The following is a 15,472-nucleotide window of genomic DNA, read 5'->3' as shown; positions in this document are numbered from 1 at the left end:
CCTGCGGACCTCCTCCACGACGTCCTTGAACAGGTCACGGTCCTCGCCCTTGTGGATGGCCTCGGGCTTGGCGCCGATCAGCTCCACGCCGTACTTCTCCAGCACGCCGTTCTCGTGCAGCGAGATGGCGGTGTTCAGGGCCGTCTGGCCGCCGAGGGTGGGCAGGAGGGCGTCGGGGCGCTCCTTGGCGATGATCTTCTCGACGAACTCGGGGGTGATCGGCTCGACGTAGGTGGCGTCGGCGATCTCCGGGTCGGTCATGATCGTCGCCGGGTTGGAGTTGACGAGGATGACCCGCAGGCCCTCGGCCTTCAGGACCCGGCAGGCCTGGGTGCCGGAGTAGTCGAACTCGGCGGCCTGGCCGATGACGATCGGGCCGGAGCCGATGACCAGGACGGACTGGATATCGGTGCGCTTAGGCACGCTGGCCCTCCATCAGGGAAACGAAGCGGTCGAAGAGGTAGGCGGCGTCGTGCGGGCCGGCTGCCGCTTCGGGGTGGTACTGGACGGAGAAGGCCGGCTGGTCGAGCAGCTGCAGCCCCTCCACGACGTTGTCGTTGAGGCAGACGTGCGAGACCTCGGCGCGGCCGAACTTGGTCTCGCTGACCTTGTCGAGCGGCGCGTCCACGGCGAAGCCGTGGTTGTGCGCGGTGACCTCCACCTTGCCGGTCGTACGGTCCTGGACCGGCTGGTTGATGCCCCGGTGGCCGTACTTCAGCTTGTACGTGCCGAAGCCGAGGGCACGGCCGAGGATCTGGTTGCCGAAGCAGATGCCGAACAACGGCGTCCTGCGCTCCAGGACGGCGGTCATCAGCGCGACCGGGCCGTGGGCGGTGGCCGGGTCGCCCGGGCCGTTGGAGAAGAACACGCCGTCCGGGTCGACGGCGTAGACGTCGTCGGCCGTGGCGGTGGCGGGCAGGACGTGCACCTCGATGCCGCGCTCGGCCATGCGGTGCGGGGTCATGCCCTTGATGCCCAGGTCGATCGCCGCGACCGTGAACCGCTTCTCACCGATCGCCGGGACGACGTACGCCTCCTTGGTCGCCACCTCCTCGTAGAGGCTCGCGCCCTTCATGTGCGGCTGGGCCCGCACCCGCTCCACCAGCTCGGCCTCGGCGGCGATCGCCTCGCCGGAGAAGACGCCGGCGCGCATCGAGCCGCGCTCACGCAGATGACGGGTCAGCGCCCGGGTGTCGATCCCGGAGATGCCGACCACACCCTGGCGCTCCAACTCGTCGTCCAGCGAGCGCCTGGCCCGCCAGTTCGACGGCACCCGCGCGGGATCGCGCACCACGTAGCCGGAGACCCAGATACGGCCCGACTCGTCGTCCTCGTCGTTCCAGCCCGTGTTGCCGATCTGCGGGGCCGTCGCCACCACGATCTGACGGTCGTACGACGGATCGGTGAGCGTCTCCTGATAACCGGTCATCCCGGTGGAGAACACGGCCTCGCCGAAGGTCTCCCCCACGGCCCCGTAGGCGCGACCGCGGAAGATGCGGCCGTCCTCCAGGACGAGTACGGCGGGAACCCTTGCGGCTCCCCTGGTGGAGGTCGTCATCGTGCGCCTTCCGTGTCGTTGGTCATCTTGTTCAGGGTGTCGACCCACTCGGTGTGCTCGGCCGCGTGGTCGGAGCGGAAGCCGGAGTCGATCAGCTTGTCGCCGTGTGCCCAGGTCACCACCAGCAGTCCGCCCTCGGTGAGGACCTTGCCGGCGATGCCTTTGTCCAGGCGGGCGCCGCGCAGTGCGGCCGTGGGGACGAAGAAGTCGGTCGCTCCGGGGCGCTCGACCTCCAGGCCCGCGTCGGTCAGGGTGAGCTGGGCCCGGCTGCGGGTGCCGAGGCCGTGGGCCACGATGCGGTCCAGCCACTGCCCGGCGGTGGTGGAGCCGTGGTAGCGGCCGCTCATGCTCAGTCTGGCCGGGCCGGTCTCCTCCGGCGCGCCGGGCAGCGCCGGCAGGTCGCTCTGGAGGGTGCCGCGCCACTTCCAGCCCTCGCGCATCAGCCAGTAGACGAGCGCGATGAAGAGGACCAGTCCGACGAGCCAGCCGATGCGGGCCGGCCAGTCGGTGACGTCGGCCGACCTCTTGGCCTCGGCCAGCAGGATTACAGGTGTCACGTGAGCTTCCCGTCGACGAGCGTGGCCTTGCCCCGCAGCCAGGTGTGCGTCACACGGCCCGGCAGCTCCCGCCCCTCGTAGGGGGTGTTGCGGCTGCGCGAGGCGAAGCCCGCGGGGTCCACCTGGCCACGGTATGCCGTGTCGACCAGGGTGAGGTTGGCGGGCTCACCAGCCGAGACGGGACGGCCGTGGCCGGTGGCCTGTCCGATCTGCGCGGGCTTGAAGGACATGCGGTCGGCGACGCCGGCCCAGTCCAGCAGGCCCGTGTCGACCATGGTCTCCTGGACCACTGACAACGCGGTCTCCAGGCCGACCATGCCCATGGCGGCGGCGGCCCATTCGCAGTCCTTGTCCTCGTGCGGGTGCGGGGCGTGGTCGGTGGCGACGATGTCGATCGTGCCGTCGGCGAGCGCCTCGCGCAGGGCCAGCACGTCGCGTTCGGTGCGCAGCGGCGGGTTGACCTTGTAAACCGGGTTGTAGGTGCGTACCAGCTCGTCGGTGAGGAGCAGGTGGTGCGGGGTGACCTCGGCGGTGACCTGGATGCCGCGGGACTTGGCCCAGCGGACGATCTCGACGGAGCCGGCGGTCGAGAGGTGGCAGATGTGGACGCGGGAGCCGACGTGGTCGGCGAGGAGGACGTCGCGGGCGATGACCGACTCCTCGGCGACGGCCGGCCAGCCGCCCAGGCCCAGCTCGGCGGAGACGACGCCCTCGTTCATCTGGGCGCCCTCGGTGAGGCGCGGCTCCTGGGCGTGCTGGGCGACGACCCCGCCGAAGGCCTTCACGTACTCCAGGGCGCGGCGCATGATCACGGCGTCGTCCACGCACTTGCCGTCGTCGGAGAAGACGGTGACCCCGGCGGCGGACTCGTGCATGGCGCCCAGCTCGGCGAGCTTCCGGCCCTCCAGGCCGACGGTGACGGCGCCGATGGGCTGCACGTCGCAGTAGCCGTGCTCGCGGCCGAGCCGCCAGACCTGCTCGACCACGCCGGCGGTGTCGGCGACGGGGAAGGTGTTGGCCATGGCGAAGACGGCCGTGTAGCCGCCGCTCGCGGCCGCACGGGTGCCGGTGAGGACGGTCTCGGAGTCCTCGCGGCCGGGCTCGCGCAGGTGGGTGTGCAGGTCGACCAGGCCCGGCAGCAGCACCTTGCCGCCGGCCTCGACGACCTCGGCGCCCTCGGCGCTCAGACCGACGCCCACCTCGGCGATGGTCTCGCCGTCGATCAGGACGTCCTGCGGCTCGCCGCCGAGCACCTTCGCACCGCGGATCAGGATCTTGCTCATGGGTCTTACTTCTCCTCAGTGCGGGTCTGGGCGGGCTCGTTGCCGCCGAGCAGCAGGTACAGGACGGCCATCCGGATGGAGACGCCGTTGGAGACCTGCTCGACGGCGGTGCAGCGGTCGGAGTCGGCGACCTCGGCGGTGATCTCCATGCCGCGGACCATCGGGCCGGGGTGCATCACGATGGCGTGCTCGGGCAGCCTGGCCATGCGCTCGCCGTCGAGGCCGTAGCGGCGGGAGTACTCGCGCTCGGTCGGGAAGAAGGCCGCGTTCATGCGTTCGCGCTGGACGCGGAGCATCATCACGGCGTCGCACTTGGGCAGCGCGCTGTCGAGGTCGTAGGAGACCGAGCAGGGCCAGGTGTCGACGCCGACCGGGACCAGGGTGGGCGGGGCGACCAGGGTGACCTCGGCGCCGAGGGTGTGCAGCAGGTCGACGTTGGAGCGGGCGACCCGGCTGTGCAGGACGTCGCCGACGATGGTGATCCGCTTGCCGGACAGGTCCTGGCCGAGCCCGGTGTCCCGGCCGAGCAGCCGGCGGCGCATGGTGAAGGCGTCCAGGAGGGCCTGGGTGGGGTGCTGGTGGGTGCCGTCGCCGGCGTTGATGACGGCGGCGTCGACCCAGCCGGAGTTGGCGAGGCGGTACGGGGCCCCGGAGGCGCCGTGCCGGATGACGACGGCGTCGACGCCCATGGCCTCCAGGGTCTGGGCGGTGTCCTTCAGGGACTCGCCCTTGGACACCGAGGATCCCTTGGCGGTGAAGTTGATGACGTCGGCGGAGAGCCGCTTCTCGGCGGCCTCGAAGGAGATACGCGTGCGCGTGGAGTCCTCGAAGAAGAGGTTGACGATCGTCCGGCCGCGCAGGGTCGGCAGCTTCTTGATCGGCCGGTCGGCGACCCGGGCCATCTCCTCGGCGGTGTCGAGGATCAGGACGGCGTCGTCGCGGGTGAGGTCGGCGGCCGAGATGAGATGACGCTGCATCTGTCAGGCTCCGTAAGGCAGTTCAAACGGGAGAATTGGGGCAAAGCAGTGCGCGTGGGGGCATGCCGAAGCGGCCCTGCGCCTGGATTGCTACTGGCCGGCCTTCGCACCGAGCAGCACGGTGTCGCGACCGTCCTCCTCGGCGAGCTGGACCTTGACCGTCTCCCGCAGCGACGTGGGGAGGTTCTTTCCGACATAGTCGGCACGGATGGGCAGTTCCCGGTGGCCGCGGTCGACCAGGACCGCGAGCTGCACCGCGCGCGGGCGCCCGATGTCGTTCAGGGCGTCCAGGGCGGCGCGGATGGTGCGCCCGGAGAAGAGCACGTCGTCCACGAGGACGACCAGCCGGCCGTCGATGCCGTCACCGGGGATGTCGGTGCGGGCCAGCGCACGCGGCGGGTGCATGCGCAGGTCGTCGCGGTACATCGTGATGTCGAGGGAACCGACCGGGATCGTGCGGTCGGTGATCTGCTCCAGCTTGGCGGCGAGCCGCTGGGCGAGGAAGACGCCCCGGGTCGGAATGCCGAGGAGCACCACGTCGTCGGCGCCCTTGGCGCGCTCGACGATCTCGTGGGCGATACGGGTCAGCACCCGTGCGATGTCGGGGCCTTCGAGAACGGGCCGGGCATCGGACGCCTGCGGACGCGCGGTCGCGTCGGCCTTGTCGTGCGTGTCGTGCTTGTCCATACGAAACGGACCTCCTTCTCCGCCTCACGGGACGGACCTTAAAGGACGTCGGAATTGCGCCATCCACCGTAGCAGGTCACCGGGCGGCCCCTCACCACCCCCCTGTCACCCGCTTGGCCTAATCGGCCACCACTAGCACGGAAGAGTCGGTGTGGACCATTCGGCTTGACGCAGGAGAATCACGCTGCGTAACCTCACAGTGAGTTACCAGCCGCGCGGCGGGAAGACAGCCGGCCGCGTCGACACAGTGTCCGGGGAGCTATATGTCCAGCGAATACGCCAAACAGCTCGGGGCCAAGCTCCGGGCCATCCGCACCCAGCAGGGCCTTTCCCTCCACGGTGTCGAGGAGAAGTCCCAGGGTCGCTGGAAGGCCGTGGTGGTCGGTTCGTACGAGCGCGGCGACCGCGCCGTGACCGTGCAGCGACTGGCCGAGCTGGCCGATTTCTATGGCGTTCCGGTGCAGGAGCTCCTGCCGGGCACCACGCCGGGCGGCGCCGCCGAGCCGCCGCCGAAGCTGGTTCTGGACCTGGAGCGGCTGGCCACCGTGCCGGCCGAGAAGGCGGGCCCCCTGCAGCGCTACGCGGCGACGATCCAGTCCCAGCGCGGTGACTACAACGGCAAGGTGCTCTCCATCCGCCAGGACGACCTGCGCACACTCGCCGTCATCTACGACCAGTCCCCCTCGGTCCTCACCGAGCAGCTGATCAGCTGGGGCGTGCTGGACGCGGATGCGCGCCGTGCGGTCGCCACGCACGAAGACGCGTAATCACGCCCCTCAGCAGAAACGTGCCGCCGGGGTGGCCGGAACCATACGGTTCGGGCCACCCCGGCGGCGTTTGCGCGCGCGGTCAGAACGCGGTGGACCGGTTGGGCCGGGAGACGGCCGGGAGACGGCCCAGGGACGTCGGAGGGCCCGCGGCACAGGTGTGCTGCGGGCCCTTCGGCGACGGCGTGCCGGGCGGTTACGCCTCGTCCCGGCGCAGGGACGGCTTGAGTTCCTTCAGCCGGCCCAGCAGACCGTTGACGAACGAGGGCGACTCGTCGGTCGAGAACTCCTTCGCCAGCTGCACCATCTCGTCCAGGACGACGGCGTCCGGGGTCTCGTCGACCCAGATCAGCTCGTACGCGCCCAGCCGCAGGATGTTGCGGTCCACGACCGGCATACGGTCGAGCGTCCAGCCCACCGCGTACTGGGCGATCAGCTCGTCGATCCGCTGCGCGTGTACGGCGTAGCCCTCGACCAGCTGCATCGTGTACTCGCTGACCGGAGGCTGACGCGTGTCGGACCGGGAGAGCCGGACCCAGTCCGCGAGGACCGTCAGGACGTCGGCGCCGCGCTGGTCGCCCTCGAAGAGGATCTGGAAGGCGCGCTTGCGGGCCGTGTTGCGGGCAGCCACGGTTAGCTGTTCACCCGGCCGAGGTAGTCGCTGCTGCGGGTGTCGACCTTGATCTTCTCACCGGTGGTGATGAAGAGCGGGACCTGGATCTGGTGGCCGGTCTCCAGGGTGGCGGGCTTGGTGCCACCGGTGGAGCGGTCGCCCTGGACGCCCGGCTCGGTCTCGGCGATGGTCAGCTCCACGGCGGCGGGCAGCTCGACGAAGAGGACCTCGCCCTCGTGCTGCGCGACGGTGGCGGTGAAGCCCTCGATCAGGAAGTTCGCGGCGTCGCCGACGGCCTTCCGGTCGATGTGAAGCTGGTCGTACGTCTCCATGTCCATGAAGACGAAGTAGTCGCCGTCCATGTACGAGAACTGCATGTCGCGCTTGTCGACAGTGGCCGTCTCGACCTTGACGCCGGCGTTGAAGGTCTTGTCGACCACCTTGCCGGAGAGCACGTTCTTGAGCTTGGTGCGCACGAAGGCCGGGCCCTTGCCGGGCTTGACGTGCTGGAACTCGACGACGGACCAGAGCTGGCCGCCTTCGAGCTTGAGCACCATGCCGTTCTTGAGGTCGTTCGTGGAAGCCACGGTTGCGGAATCTCCTGGACTGACGTACGACCCCGGGTCACGCGCTACAGCGCGAGCAGCTCCTTGGTCGTGATGGTGAGTAGCTCGGGTCCGCCGTCCGCCTCGGGGCGCACGACGAGCGTGTCATCGATCCGGACACCGCCCCGGCCCGGGAGGTGGACCCCCGGTTCGACGGTGACCGGCACGCAAGCGTCCAGTTTACCCATGGCCGAGGGAGCCAACTGCGGGTCCTCGTCGATTTCGAGTCCGACACCGTGACCGGTCAGCGGTGGCAGCGCTTCCGCATAGCCCGCGGAGTCCAGTACCTGGCGTGCCGCGCGGTCCACGTCGCGGTAGGCGGCGCCGGGTGCCAGGAACTCTCGGCCGGCCCGCTGGGCGGCGAAGACCAGGTCGTACAGCTCGATCTGCCAGTCGGCGGGCGAGGTGCCGATGACGAAGGTGCGACCGATCTCGCAGCGGTAGCCGCGGTAGGTGGCGCCCAGGCAGACGGAGAGGAAGTCGCCCTCCTCCACGCGCCGGTCCGTGGGGCGGTGGCCGCGGCGGCCGGCGTGCGGCCCGGTGGCCACGGACGTGGGGAAGGCCGGTCCGTCGGCGCCGTGGTCGACCAGCCGCCGCTCCAGCTCCAGGGCCAGGTGGCGCTCGGTGCGGCCGACCAGGATGGACTCCAGCAGCTCGCCGAGGGCCTGGTCGGCGATCTCCGCGCCGATGCGGAGGCAGGAGATCTCCTCCTCGTCCTTGACCACCCGGAGCTGTTCCACGGCGCCGCCGAGGTCGGTGAGGCGGAGTTTCGGGGTGACGGAGGCGAGGGCCCGGTGGCGGGCCACGGTGAGGTGGTGCTCCTCGACCGCCAGCGAGTCGGCGCCCTGGGCGGCGGCGAAACCGGCGGCCACGACCGCGGTGTCGCCGCCGTTCGGCGGCAGCACGTGCAGGCGCACGCTCTCGTCCGGCCGGCCCTCGTAGGGACGGTCCTCCGGCGGGCTCGCGCACACCAGGAGGTCCTCGCTCCGGCCGAGCAGCAGGGCGGAGCCCTGCGGGGCTGCGGCGGCGAGGTAGCGGACGTTGGCCGGACGGGTGACGAGCGCTGCCGCGGTGCCGGCCGCGTTGAAGTGGTCCCTCAGCCGGGATCGGCGGTTCGCGTACACCTCTGACATGAGATGAGCGTAGGAGCTTTGCCCGGATTGTGCCGATCGGGAGGGGCCGAGTGGGGTTTGCGGGGACCCCGGGGATCGCCGAGCCCCCTCCTCACCAGCTCGGAGGGCTCGCTATCGCTCTCGACAGGACCTCGTCCAGGACCTGGGCGGTGCCGGGGACGTCCAGCTGGGAGTTGTCGATGATCGGCAGGCCCGAGCCGTACCAGCCGGCCATGCGGCCGTGGATGCGGGCCACCTCCTCGTCGGTGAGGCGGCGGTTGCCGGTGCGTTCGGCGTTGCGCTCCAGGACGATGTCGAGGCCCGGGAGGAGGACCACCGGGAGCAGGCCGGGGCCCACGTGCCGCTTCCAGCCGCCGAGGCCCACGACCGGGCGGTCCGGGAAGACGGCGTCGTCCAGGATGCAGGAGATGCCGTTGGCGAGGAAGTTGCGGGCGGCGAAGCCGCAGGTGCGGCGGGCCAGGCGGTACTGGGCCTCCGAGTTGTCGTTCCAGCCGGACTGGGGGTCGGCGAAGCCCGCGCGGACCCACTCGCGGACGTCGTCCAGGCTGATGTGGGCCGTGGGGACGCGGCGGTGGTCGGCCCAGTACTTGGCGACGCTGGTCTTGCCCGCGCCGGCCGGGCCGATGAGCAGGACGGCGAGCGTGGTGGCCGTCGGGTCGGGCCCCGTGGCCGCGATGGGCGGTGCCGCGGGCGTGCCGACCGGACCGCCGGGTGGCAGCGGGACGTGCCCGGTGCTATCGGGGGCCGCGGGGCCGGAGACGTGCTGCGCGGGCGGGGGCGGTGGCACGTGGCCGACGGGGGCCGCGGGCTGGTGCGGGGGCGCCACCGGGCCGACAGGGGCCGCCGGCTGGTGCGGGGCCTGCGGCTGACGGGAAGCCGGGGGCTGGTGCTGATGCGATGCCGGGGCCTGGTGCGGGGCCGGGGGCTGAGGCGGGGCCGACGGGGCGGCCGGGAACCCGGGTGCCGGAGGCGGCGGGGGAACGGGGGCGGGCCCCTGGGCCGCTCCCGGGTGCGGACCCGGGAGGTGTGCGGCCGACGCCCAGCCGGCGTGCGGCCCCTGCCCCGGCTGGTGGGGCGACGGCAGCGGAGACCCCACTGCGTGCTGCATCCGTTGCCACTCCGTCTCGTCCAGGCAATTCGTGCCGGCGGCGGGGGCGCCCCGCCGCCTACCGAACGGTACCGTCCCCGGCCGTCGTTTGGTGAAACGGCCGGGGGCGGTCCGAAGTGCCCGGTGGGCGGGGGAAATCGGCCGCGGGGCAGCAGCCCGGGACTTACTGGCCGACCTCGCCGTAGGCGGCGAGGAGGACGGCCGGGTCCGGGCTCTCCAGGACGGTCGGCTTGGCCAGGCCGTCCAGGACGATGAAGCGCAGGCGGTCGCCGCGGGACTTCTTGTCGACCTTCATCGTCTCCAGCAGCTTGGGCCACTGGTCGTAGCGGTAGTGCAGCGGCAGGCCGACGGATTCGAGGATGGTGCGGTGACGGTCCGCCGTGGCGTCGTCCAGACGGCCCGCCAGCCGGCCCAGTTCGGCGGCGAAGTGCATGCCGACCGCGACCGCCGCGCCGTGCCGCCACTTGTACCGCTCGTTCTTCTCGATGGCGTGGCCCAGCGTGTGACCGTAGTTCAGGATCTCCCGCAGGCCTGACTCCTTCAGGTCCGAGGAGACGACATCCGCCTTGACCCGGATCGACCGCTCGATCAGCTCGGCCGTGTGCGGGCCCGCCGGGGTGCGGGCGCCCTCCGGGTCGGCCTCGATCAGGCCCAGGATCGCCGGGTCGGCGATGAACCCCGCCTTGATGACCTCGGCCAGGCCGGAGACGTAGTCGTGCACCTGGAGGGAGTCCAGCGCGGCCAGGTCGCACAGCACACCGGCCGGCGGGTGGAAGGAGCCGACCAGGTTCTTGCCCTCGGCGGTGTTGATGCCGGTCTTGCCGCCGACCGCCGCGTCCACCATGGCGAGCACGGTGGTCGGTACGGCGATCCAGCGCACCCCGCGCAGCCAGGTCGCGGCGACGAACCCGGCCAGGTCGGTGGTCGAGCCGCCGCCGACGCCGACGATGACGTCGGTGCGGGTGAAACCGCACTGGCCCAGCGCCTTCCAGCAGTAGGCGGCGACCTCGGCGGTCTTGGCCTCCTCGGCGTTGGGCACCTGAATGGCGACTGCCTCGTACCCCTGCCCGGCCAGATCGGCGCGCAGCGCCTCACCGGTCTCGGCCAGCGCCTCCGGGTGGATCACGGCGACCCGCTTGGCCTGGTCCCCGATCAGTCCGGCCAGTTCGCCCAGCAGCTGCCGGCCCACCAGCACCTCGTACGGGTCGGTGCCCGCGGTGCCGGCGACCGGGATCCGGGTGACTGCCTCGCTCATACCTGCTTCAACTCCAGTGCGTCCAGCGCTGCTTGGGTTACCTCTTCGGGGGTACGCCCGTCGGTGGCCACCACCGCGGTGGCGACCTCCTCGTACAGGTGCCGGCGCGCCTCCATCAGCTCCCGCCACTGCTTGCGCGGGTTGACCGCCAGCAGCGGGCGGGCCACGTTCAGGCCGGTCCGCTTCACGGCCTCCTCGACGTCCATCGACAGGTAGGCCACCTGGTGCCCGGCGAGCAGCGCGCGCGTGTCCGCGTCCATGACCGCCCCGCCGCCGAGCGCGACGACGCCCCGGTGCTCGGCGAGCGCGGCGCGTACGGCGGCCTTCTCGACGGCGCGGAAGGCCTCCTCGCCCTCGTCCAGGAAGATCTCGGCGATGGTGCGGCCCTGGGCAGCGACGATGTCCTCGTCGGTGTCCCGGTAGCCCACGCCCAGACGCTCGGCGAGCAGCCGTCCGACGGTGGACTTGCCCACCCCCATCGGGCCGACCAGGACGACCGCGGGCCCGCCGGTCACCTGATCTCCAGGCCGTCGAGGTACGACCGCACGTTGCGACGGGTCTCGGCTACGGAGTCACCGCCGAACTTCTCCGCGACCGCGTCCGCCAGCACGAGCGCCACCATGGCCTCGGCGACGATGCCTGCGGCCGGGACGGCGGAGACGTCGGAGCGCTGGTGGTGGGCCTGGGCGGGCTCGCCGGTGGCGACGTCGACCGTCTTCAGCGCGCGCGGCACGGTGGCGATCGGCTTCATCGCGGCGCGCACCCGCAGCAGCTCACCGGTGCTGAGGCCGCCCTCGGTACCGCCCGAGCGGCCGGAGACGCGCCGGATGCCCTCGGGGGTGTTGACGATCTCGTCGTGGGCCTGGGAGCCGGGGACGCGGGCCAGCTCGAAGCCGTCGCCGACCTCGACGCCCTTGATGGCCTGGATGCCCATCAGGGCGGCGGCCAGGCGCGCGTCCAGCTTGCGGTCCCAGTGCACGTGCGAGCCGAGCCCGACCGGGACGCCGTAGGCCAGCACCTCGACCACGCCGCCGAGGGTGTCGCCGTCCTTGTGGGCCTGGTCGATCTCGGCGACCATCGCCTTCGAGGCGTCCGCGTCGAGGCAGCGCAGCGGGTCGGCGTCCAGCTTCTCGACGTCGGCCGGGGTGGGGTAGACGCCCTGCGGAGCCTTCACGGAGCACAGCTCGACCACGTGGGAGACGATCTCGATGCCGGCCGTCTCCTTCAGGTAGGAGCGGGCCACGGCGCCCAGCGCGACACGCGCGGCGGTCTCCCGGGCCGAGGCGCGCTCCAGGATCGGGCGGGCCTCGTCGAAGCCGTACTTCTGCATGCCCGCCAGGTCCGCGTGGCCGGGGCGGGGCCGGGTCAGCGGGGCGTTGCGGGCGAGGCCGGCCAGCACCTCCGGGTCGACCGGGTCGGCCGCCATGACCTGCTCCCACTTGGGCCACTCGGTGTTGCCGACCATGACCGCCACCGGGGAACCCAGGGTCAGGCCGTGCCGGACTCCACCGAGGAAGGTGACCTCGTCACGCTCGAACTTCATCCGCGCACCGCGGCCATAACCGAGCCGCCGCCGCGCCAGGTGATCCGCCACCATCTCCGTGGTGATCGGCACGCCGGCGGGAAGACCCTCCAGCGTCGCGACAAGTGCGGGACCGTGGGACTCCCCCGCGGTCAGCCAACGCAGCCTGCTCAACGGTGCTCCTCAGTGTTCGCGCCCGGTACTGCCCTGCCCACGCGCGTCCTCGCGCACGGCGGCGGCGCCACCGGGTGCGCGACCCCGGTGCGCCACCTCCGATCCTCCCACGTCCGGGGGCGGGAACAGGCCGCCGGTCCAGGAAGCGGACGGAGCGGGGGCGTCAGCGGGCCGCGAGCGCCTTCTCCCCGGCGTGCCGCATGGCCTCCACCGGGCCGGGGACGTGCCCGGTCATCTGCTCGAACTGGAGCACGGCCTGGTGGACCAGCAGGTCGAGGCCGCTGACCACGGCACCGCCGAACATGGACCAGCGGGCCGCCAGCTCGGTGGGCCAGGGGGCGTAGAGCACGTCGAAGAGGGTGGCGGGGCGTTCGGGTACGGCGGTGGCGAGGGCGTCGGCCGCCCCCGCGGGCGTGGTGGCGATCACGAGCGGGGCGCGCAGCGCCTCGGCCGCGTCCGCCCAGTCCGCCGTACGGACCTCCACGTCGAGCCGCTCGCCCCACTGCCGCATCTCGGTGGCGCGGGCCTCGCTGCGGACGTAGGCGACGACCTCCCCGGTGCAGATCCGGGCCAGCACGGCGAGCGCGGAGGAGGCGGTGGCGCCGGCGCCCAGGATGGCGGCGGACCCGACCTCCTCGATGCCGTGCTCCCGCAGGGCGGCGACCATGCCCGGGATGTCGGTGTTGTCACCGAGCCGGCGGCCGTCCTCGGTGAGGACGAGCGTGTTGACAGCGTCGACCGAGGCGGCCGTGTCGCTGACCTCGTCCAGCAGCGGGATCACCGCCCGCTTCAGCGGCATGGTCAGCGACAGCCCGGCCCACTCCGGCCCGAGTCCGTCCAGGAAGCCGGGCAGGGCGGCCTCGTCGACGTCGAAGCTGTCGTACGACCAGCCGGTGAGGCCGGCCGCCTCGTACGCGGCGCGGTGCAGCACCGGGGAGAGGGAGTGGGCGATCGGCGATCCGAGCACGGCGGCGCGGCGGCCGTCAGTTGCCCGCGTTGGCATTGAACTTGTCCTTGAGCTCTAGGAATTCTGCGTACGTCTTGGCGAACTCGGTGTTGTTCGTGCCGTCGGTCGCCACGAAGTAGATCCAGCCGTCGTGCGTCGGGTTCAGGGACGCCTTCAGCGCGTCCTCGCCGGGGTTGCCGATCGGGCCGGGCGGAAGCCCCGGGTACCGGTACGTGTTGTACGGGCTCGTGTTGCCGTTGATCTCCTTCTCGGAGATGTGGATGTTGCTCGTGCCCTTGAGGTAGTTGTAGCTCGAGTCGAACTGCAGCAGCCGGTTGGTCTCGGTGTTGGTGGGCTTCAGGCGGTTGTAGACCACCTCCGCCATCTTGCGGAAGTCGTCGTGGGTCTTGCCCTCGGCCTGGACCAGGCTGGCGACGGTGACGAGCTGGAAGGCGTTGTCCAGGCCGAGCGCCTTGGCCTTCTCGGTCAGGCCGTAGGCGGCGTACTTCTGCTTGGCCTGGGTGACCATCTGCTTCAGGACGGCGTCGGGCTTCATGCCCTTGGCGGCCGGGTAGGTGCCCGGGAAGAGGAAGCCCTCCAGCCGGTCCTTGACCTCGCCGCTGTTCTGCGCCCAGGCCGGCAGGCCGAGGCTCTTGTACTGCTGGTCGGCGACCTTCCTGGTCGTGCCCGCGGACAGTTCCAGCTTCTTGTCGATGGCCGCGTAGACGCCCGAGTTGCGCTCGCCCGGGGTGACCACCACGTTGTTCTGGCTGCGCGGGTCCAGCATCAGCCGGACGGCGCTGGCCGCGGACATCTCCTCCTTCAGGAGGTAGGCACCGGCCTGGATGCCGTCGGCGCCCGGTGTGTTGGTCTGGGCGTGGACGAACGCCTCGGCGCTCTTGACGACCCCGGCCTCTTTCAGCCGGCGGCCGATCTCCCAGCCGCCCGCGCCCTTGGGGATCTCGACGGTCACCGTCTGGCTGGTGCCGTCGCCCGCGTAGTCCGGAGCCGTGCCGAAACGATTTTGGTAGAACTGGTACCCGAAGTACCCGACGCCGCCTAGGCCGCCGCCGAAGACCAGGACGACCACCATGCAGGCGCAGCCGGTCCGCCGCTTCTTGCTCTTGACGGGCTTCTTGCCACCCTTGCCGCGCCGCTCCCGCCGGCTCTGCAGCCGGTGCTCCTCGTCGTCCTCGCCGCCGCCCGCGAGGACGGCGTGCTCCTCCTCGGCCGCCGGTTCCGGCTCGGGCTCCGGCTCGGGGCGTCTGCGGCCGGGCGGCTCCGGCGGCGGGTAGGCGTCCTCGGTGCCGTAGAAGTCGGGCTGCTCGCCGCCGTAGGCCACGGGCTGCTGGCCGTACGGGTCGCCGGGGTCGGCGGCGTACGGCACATGGCCGTGGGTGCCGGTCGCGTCCCAGCCGCCCTGGTGGGGCTGCTGCGGGGTGTGATCCGCGAACCGCTGGTCGAAGTGCTGTTGGCCGGAACCGTCGTGGTACTGGTGCTGCTGCCCGTCGTACCCGGGCTGCTGTTGCTGGTTCCAGTCGCCGTACTGCGGCGTCTGGGGATGCTGCTGCTGCGGCCGGCCGTCGTAGGCGGACTGCCGGCCCGCCTGGGTCTGCTGTCCTCCCCATCCGCCGTCCCCGTACAACGGGTCCTCCGGATGCCACGGTTCGGAGCCTGGGCCCCGGCCATACTCAGTCATCGATCCCCTAGAGCCGCGAGGCCGACGGTCACGCGGCCGGTGGGCCGGGCTTCCGCTCCGCCTCTTGCTGTGCGCCGGCTGTTCGAACACCGGCGCATCGCGCGGAACGTTACCGTATCGCGATCAGATGACCACTTCGACGCCTTCGCCGGGTGGATCGCCTGACACCCGTTCGGATTCCAGGGCCTGCTGCAAAATGATGACGGCGGCGGCCTGGTCGATGACCGCGCGGCCCTTCTTCGACTTCACGCCCGAGGCGCGCAGTCCCTGACTGGCCGTCACCGTCGTCATCCGCTCGTCCACCAGCCGCACCGGCACCGGCTTGACGCCCTTGGCCAGCTCCTGGGCGAAGGCGCGGACCTTGACCGCGGCCGGGCCCTCGCCCCCCTTGAGGGAACGAGGGAGGCCGACGACGACCTCGATCGGTTCGTACTCCTCCACCAGGTGGAGCAACCGGCGGTGGGCGGCGGGGACGTCCCGTCCGGGGACGGTCTCCACGGGGGTGGCGAGGATCCCGTCGGGGTCGCACGAGGCGACCCCGATCCGGGCGTCCCCGACGTCGATCGCGAGTCGACGCCCTCTGCGCAT

The 15,472-nt window shown here is 71.6% G+C and carries 17 protein-coding genes; 1 reads left to right on the top strand and 16 read right to left on the bottom strand.

All coding sequences use genetic code 11. From position 1 onward, the window contains the following. The 6 genes from ACZ7N4_RS22790 to pyrR all read right to left on the bottom strand — a co-directional run. On the bottom strand, window positions 1–423 hold a 423-nt coding region (locus ACZ7N4_RS22790), incomplete at its 3' end, for a carbamoyl phosphate synthase preATP-grasp domain-containing protein (RefSeq protein ID WP_471360478.1). Further along, complete coding sequence (carA, locus tag ACZ7N4_RS22785; protein ID WP_471360475.1) at window positions 416–1,558, bottom strand: glutamine-hydrolyzing carbamoyl-phosphate synthase small subunit; 1,143 nt, start codon at window positions 1,556–1,558, stop codon at window positions 416–418. The genes ACZ7N4_RS22790 and carA, both read right to left, overlap by 8 nt. Beyond that, entirely contained in the window at window positions 1,555–2,115 is a 561-nt protein-coding gene (locus tag ACZ7N4_RS22780) for a PH-like domain-containing protein (protein ID WP_471360472.1), read from the bottom strand. Before ACZ7N4_RS22780 ends, carA begins: the two co-directional genes overlap by 4 nt. Beyond that, entirely contained in the window at window positions 2,112–3,398 is a 1,287-nt protein-coding gene (locus ACZ7N4_RS22775; RefSeq protein ID WP_471360469.1) for a dihydroorotase, read from the bottom strand. Before ACZ7N4_RS22775 ends, ACZ7N4_RS22780 begins: the two co-directional genes overlap by 4 nt. Before the next feature lie 5 nt (window positions 3,399–3,403). Continuing rightward, window positions 3,404–4,375, bottom strand: coding sequence for an aspartate carbamoyltransferase catalytic subunit (locus ACZ7N4_RS22770; RefSeq protein ID WP_471360466.1), 972 nt, complete (start codon window positions 4,373–4,375; stop codon window positions 3,404–3,406). 90 nt (window positions 4,376–4,465) lie between these two features. Continuing rightward, entirely contained in the window at window positions 4,466–5,062 is a 597-nt protein-coding gene (gene pyrR / locus ACZ7N4_RS22765; protein ID WP_471360464.1) for a bifunctional pyr operon transcriptional regulator/uracil phosphoribosyltransferase PyrR, read from the bottom strand. A gap of 263 nt (window positions 5,063–5,325) precedes the next feature. On the opposite strand from pyrR, the gene bldD reads away from it, so the two are divergent. Continuing rightward, window positions 5,326–5,829, top strand: coding sequence for a transcriptional regulator BldD (gene bldD, locus ACZ7N4_RS22760; protein WP_020938842.1), 504 nt, complete (start codon window positions 5,326–5,328; stop codon window positions 5,827–5,829). Between the two features lie 196 nt (window positions 5,830–6,025). Here the strand turns inward: bldD and nusB are convergent, their stop codons facing one another. The 10 genes from nusB to ruvX all read right to left on the bottom strand — a co-directional run bounded on the left by nusB (window position 6,026) and on the right by ruvX (window position 15,472). Beyond that, window positions 6,026–6,460 (bottom strand): transcription antitermination factor NusB, encoded by a 435-nt coding sequence (gene nusB / locus ACZ7N4_RS22755; RefSeq protein ID WP_471360460.1) that lies wholly within the window; start codon window positions 6,458–6,460, stop codon window positions 6,026–6,028. 2 nt (window positions 6,461–6,462) lie between these two features. After that, a complete protein-coding gene (efp, locus tag ACZ7N4_RS22750) occupies window positions 6,463–7,029 on the bottom strand; it encodes an elongation factor P (RefSeq protein WP_388324783.1) in 567 nt (188 codons plus the stop codon). Between the two features lie 44 nt (window positions 7,030–7,073). Then, a complete protein-coding gene (locus ACZ7N4_RS22745) occupies window positions 7,074–8,180 on the bottom strand; it encodes an aminopeptidase P family protein (RefSeq protein WP_471360457.1) in 1,107 nt (368 codons plus the stop codon). A gap of 91 nt (window positions 8,181–8,271) precedes the next feature. Beyond that, the gene (locus ACZ7N4_RS22740) at window positions 8,272–9,288 is read right to left on the bottom strand and encodes a Pro-rich N-terminal domain-containing protein (RefSeq protein WP_471360454.1); all 1,017 of its coding nucleotides are present in this window, start codon (window positions 9,286–9,288) and stop codon (window positions 8,272–8,274) included. 163 nt (window positions 9,289–9,451) lie between these two features. Continuing rightward, window positions 9,452–10,543 carry a 3-dehydroquinate synthase gene (aroB, locus tag ACZ7N4_RS22735; RefSeq protein WP_471360452.1) on the bottom strand — a complete coding sequence of 364 codons (1,092 nt, stop codon included), beginning with the start codon at window positions 10,541–10,543 and terminating at the stop codon, window positions 9,452–9,454. Next, entirely contained in the window at window positions 10,540–11,022 is a 483-nt protein-coding gene (locus ACZ7N4_RS22730) for a shikimate kinase (protein ID WP_471360511.1), read from the bottom strand. Before ACZ7N4_RS22730 ends, aroB begins: the two co-directional genes overlap by 4 nt. A gap of 32 nt (window positions 11,023–11,054) precedes the next feature. After that, window positions 11,055–12,239, bottom strand: a complete 1,185-nt coding sequence (aroC, locus tag ACZ7N4_RS22725) for a chorismate synthase (RefSeq protein WP_471360449.1) — start codon at window positions 12,237–12,239, stop codon at window positions 11,055–11,057. Window positions 12,240–12,402: 163 nt separating this feature from the next. Then, window positions 12,403–13,242, bottom strand: coding sequence for a shikimate dehydrogenase (locus tag ACZ7N4_RS22720; protein WP_471360446.1), 840 nt, complete (start codon window positions 13,240–13,242; stop codon window positions 12,403–12,405). Further along, the gene (gene mltG, locus ACZ7N4_RS22715) at window positions 13,223–14,830 is read right to left on the bottom strand and encodes an endolytic transglycosylase MltG (protein WP_471360443.1); all 1,608 of its coding nucleotides are present in this window, start codon (window positions 14,828–14,830) and stop codon (window positions 13,223–13,225) included. Before mltG ends, ACZ7N4_RS22720 begins: the two co-directional genes overlap by 20 nt. Before the next feature lie 177 nt (window positions 14,831–15,007). Then, the gene (ruvX, locus tag ACZ7N4_RS22710) at window positions 15,008–15,472 is read right to left on the bottom strand and encodes a Holliday junction resolvase RuvX (protein ID WP_471360508.1); all 465 of its coding nucleotides are present in this window, start codon (window positions 15,470–15,472) and stop codon (window positions 15,008–15,010) included.

Source organism: Streptomyces sp. NPDC107654 (assembly GCF_055639035.1).
The sequence above is the reverse complement of the archived record's forward strand: the minus strand, read 5'-3'. Positions and strand labels throughout refer to the sequence as shown.

What these genes read in the sequence shown, in the direction of transcription:
- ACZ7N4_RS22775 (WP_471360469.1), bottom strand. Translation starts at nt 3,398, where the DNA reads ATGAGCAAGATCCTGATCCGCGGTGCGAAGGTGCTCGGCGGCGAGCCG.
- ACZ7N4_RS22770 (WP_471360466.1), bottom strand. Translation starts at nt 4,375, where the DNA reads ATGCAGCGTCATCTCATCTCGGCCGCCGACCTCACCCGCGACGACGCC.
- ACZ7N4_RS22720 (WP_471360446.1), bottom strand. Translation starts at nt 13,242, where the DNA reads ATGCCAACGCGGGCAACTGACGGCCGCCGCGCCGCCGTGCTCGGATCG.
- aroB (WP_471360452.1), bottom strand. Translation starts at nt 10,543, where the DNA reads ATGAGCGAGGCAGTCACCCGGATCCCGGTCGCCGGCACCGCGGGCACC.
- carA (WP_471360475.1), bottom strand. Translation starts at nt 1,558, where the DNA reads ATGACGACCTCCACCAGGGGAGCCGCAAGGGTTCCCGCCGTACTCGTC.
- ACZ7N4_RS22730 (WP_471360511.1), bottom strand. Translation starts at nt 11,022, where the DNA reads ATGGGGGTGGGCAAGTCCACCGTCGGACGGCTGCTCGCCGAGCGTCTG.
- pyrR (WP_471360464.1), bottom strand. Translation starts at nt 5,062, where the DNA reads ATGGACAAGCACGACACGCACGACAAGGCCGACGCGACCGCGCGTCCG.
- ACZ7N4_RS22740 (WP_471360454.1), bottom strand. Translation starts at nt 9,288, where the DNA reads ATGCAGCACGCAGTGGGGTCTCCGCTGCCGTCGCCCCACCAGCCGGGG.
- ACZ7N4_RS22745 (WP_471360457.1), bottom strand. Translation starts at nt 8,180, where the DNA reads ATGTCAGAGGTGTACGCGAACCGCCGATCCCGGCTGAGGGACCACTTC.
- ruvX (WP_471360508.1), bottom strand. Translation starts at nt 15,472, where the DNA reads ATGCGCAGAGGGCGTCGACTCGCGATCGACGTCGGGGACGCCCGGATC.
- bldD (WP_020938842.1), top strand. Translation starts at nt 5,326, where the DNA reads ATGTCCAGCGAATACGCCAAACAGCTCGGGGCCAAGCTCCGGGCCATC.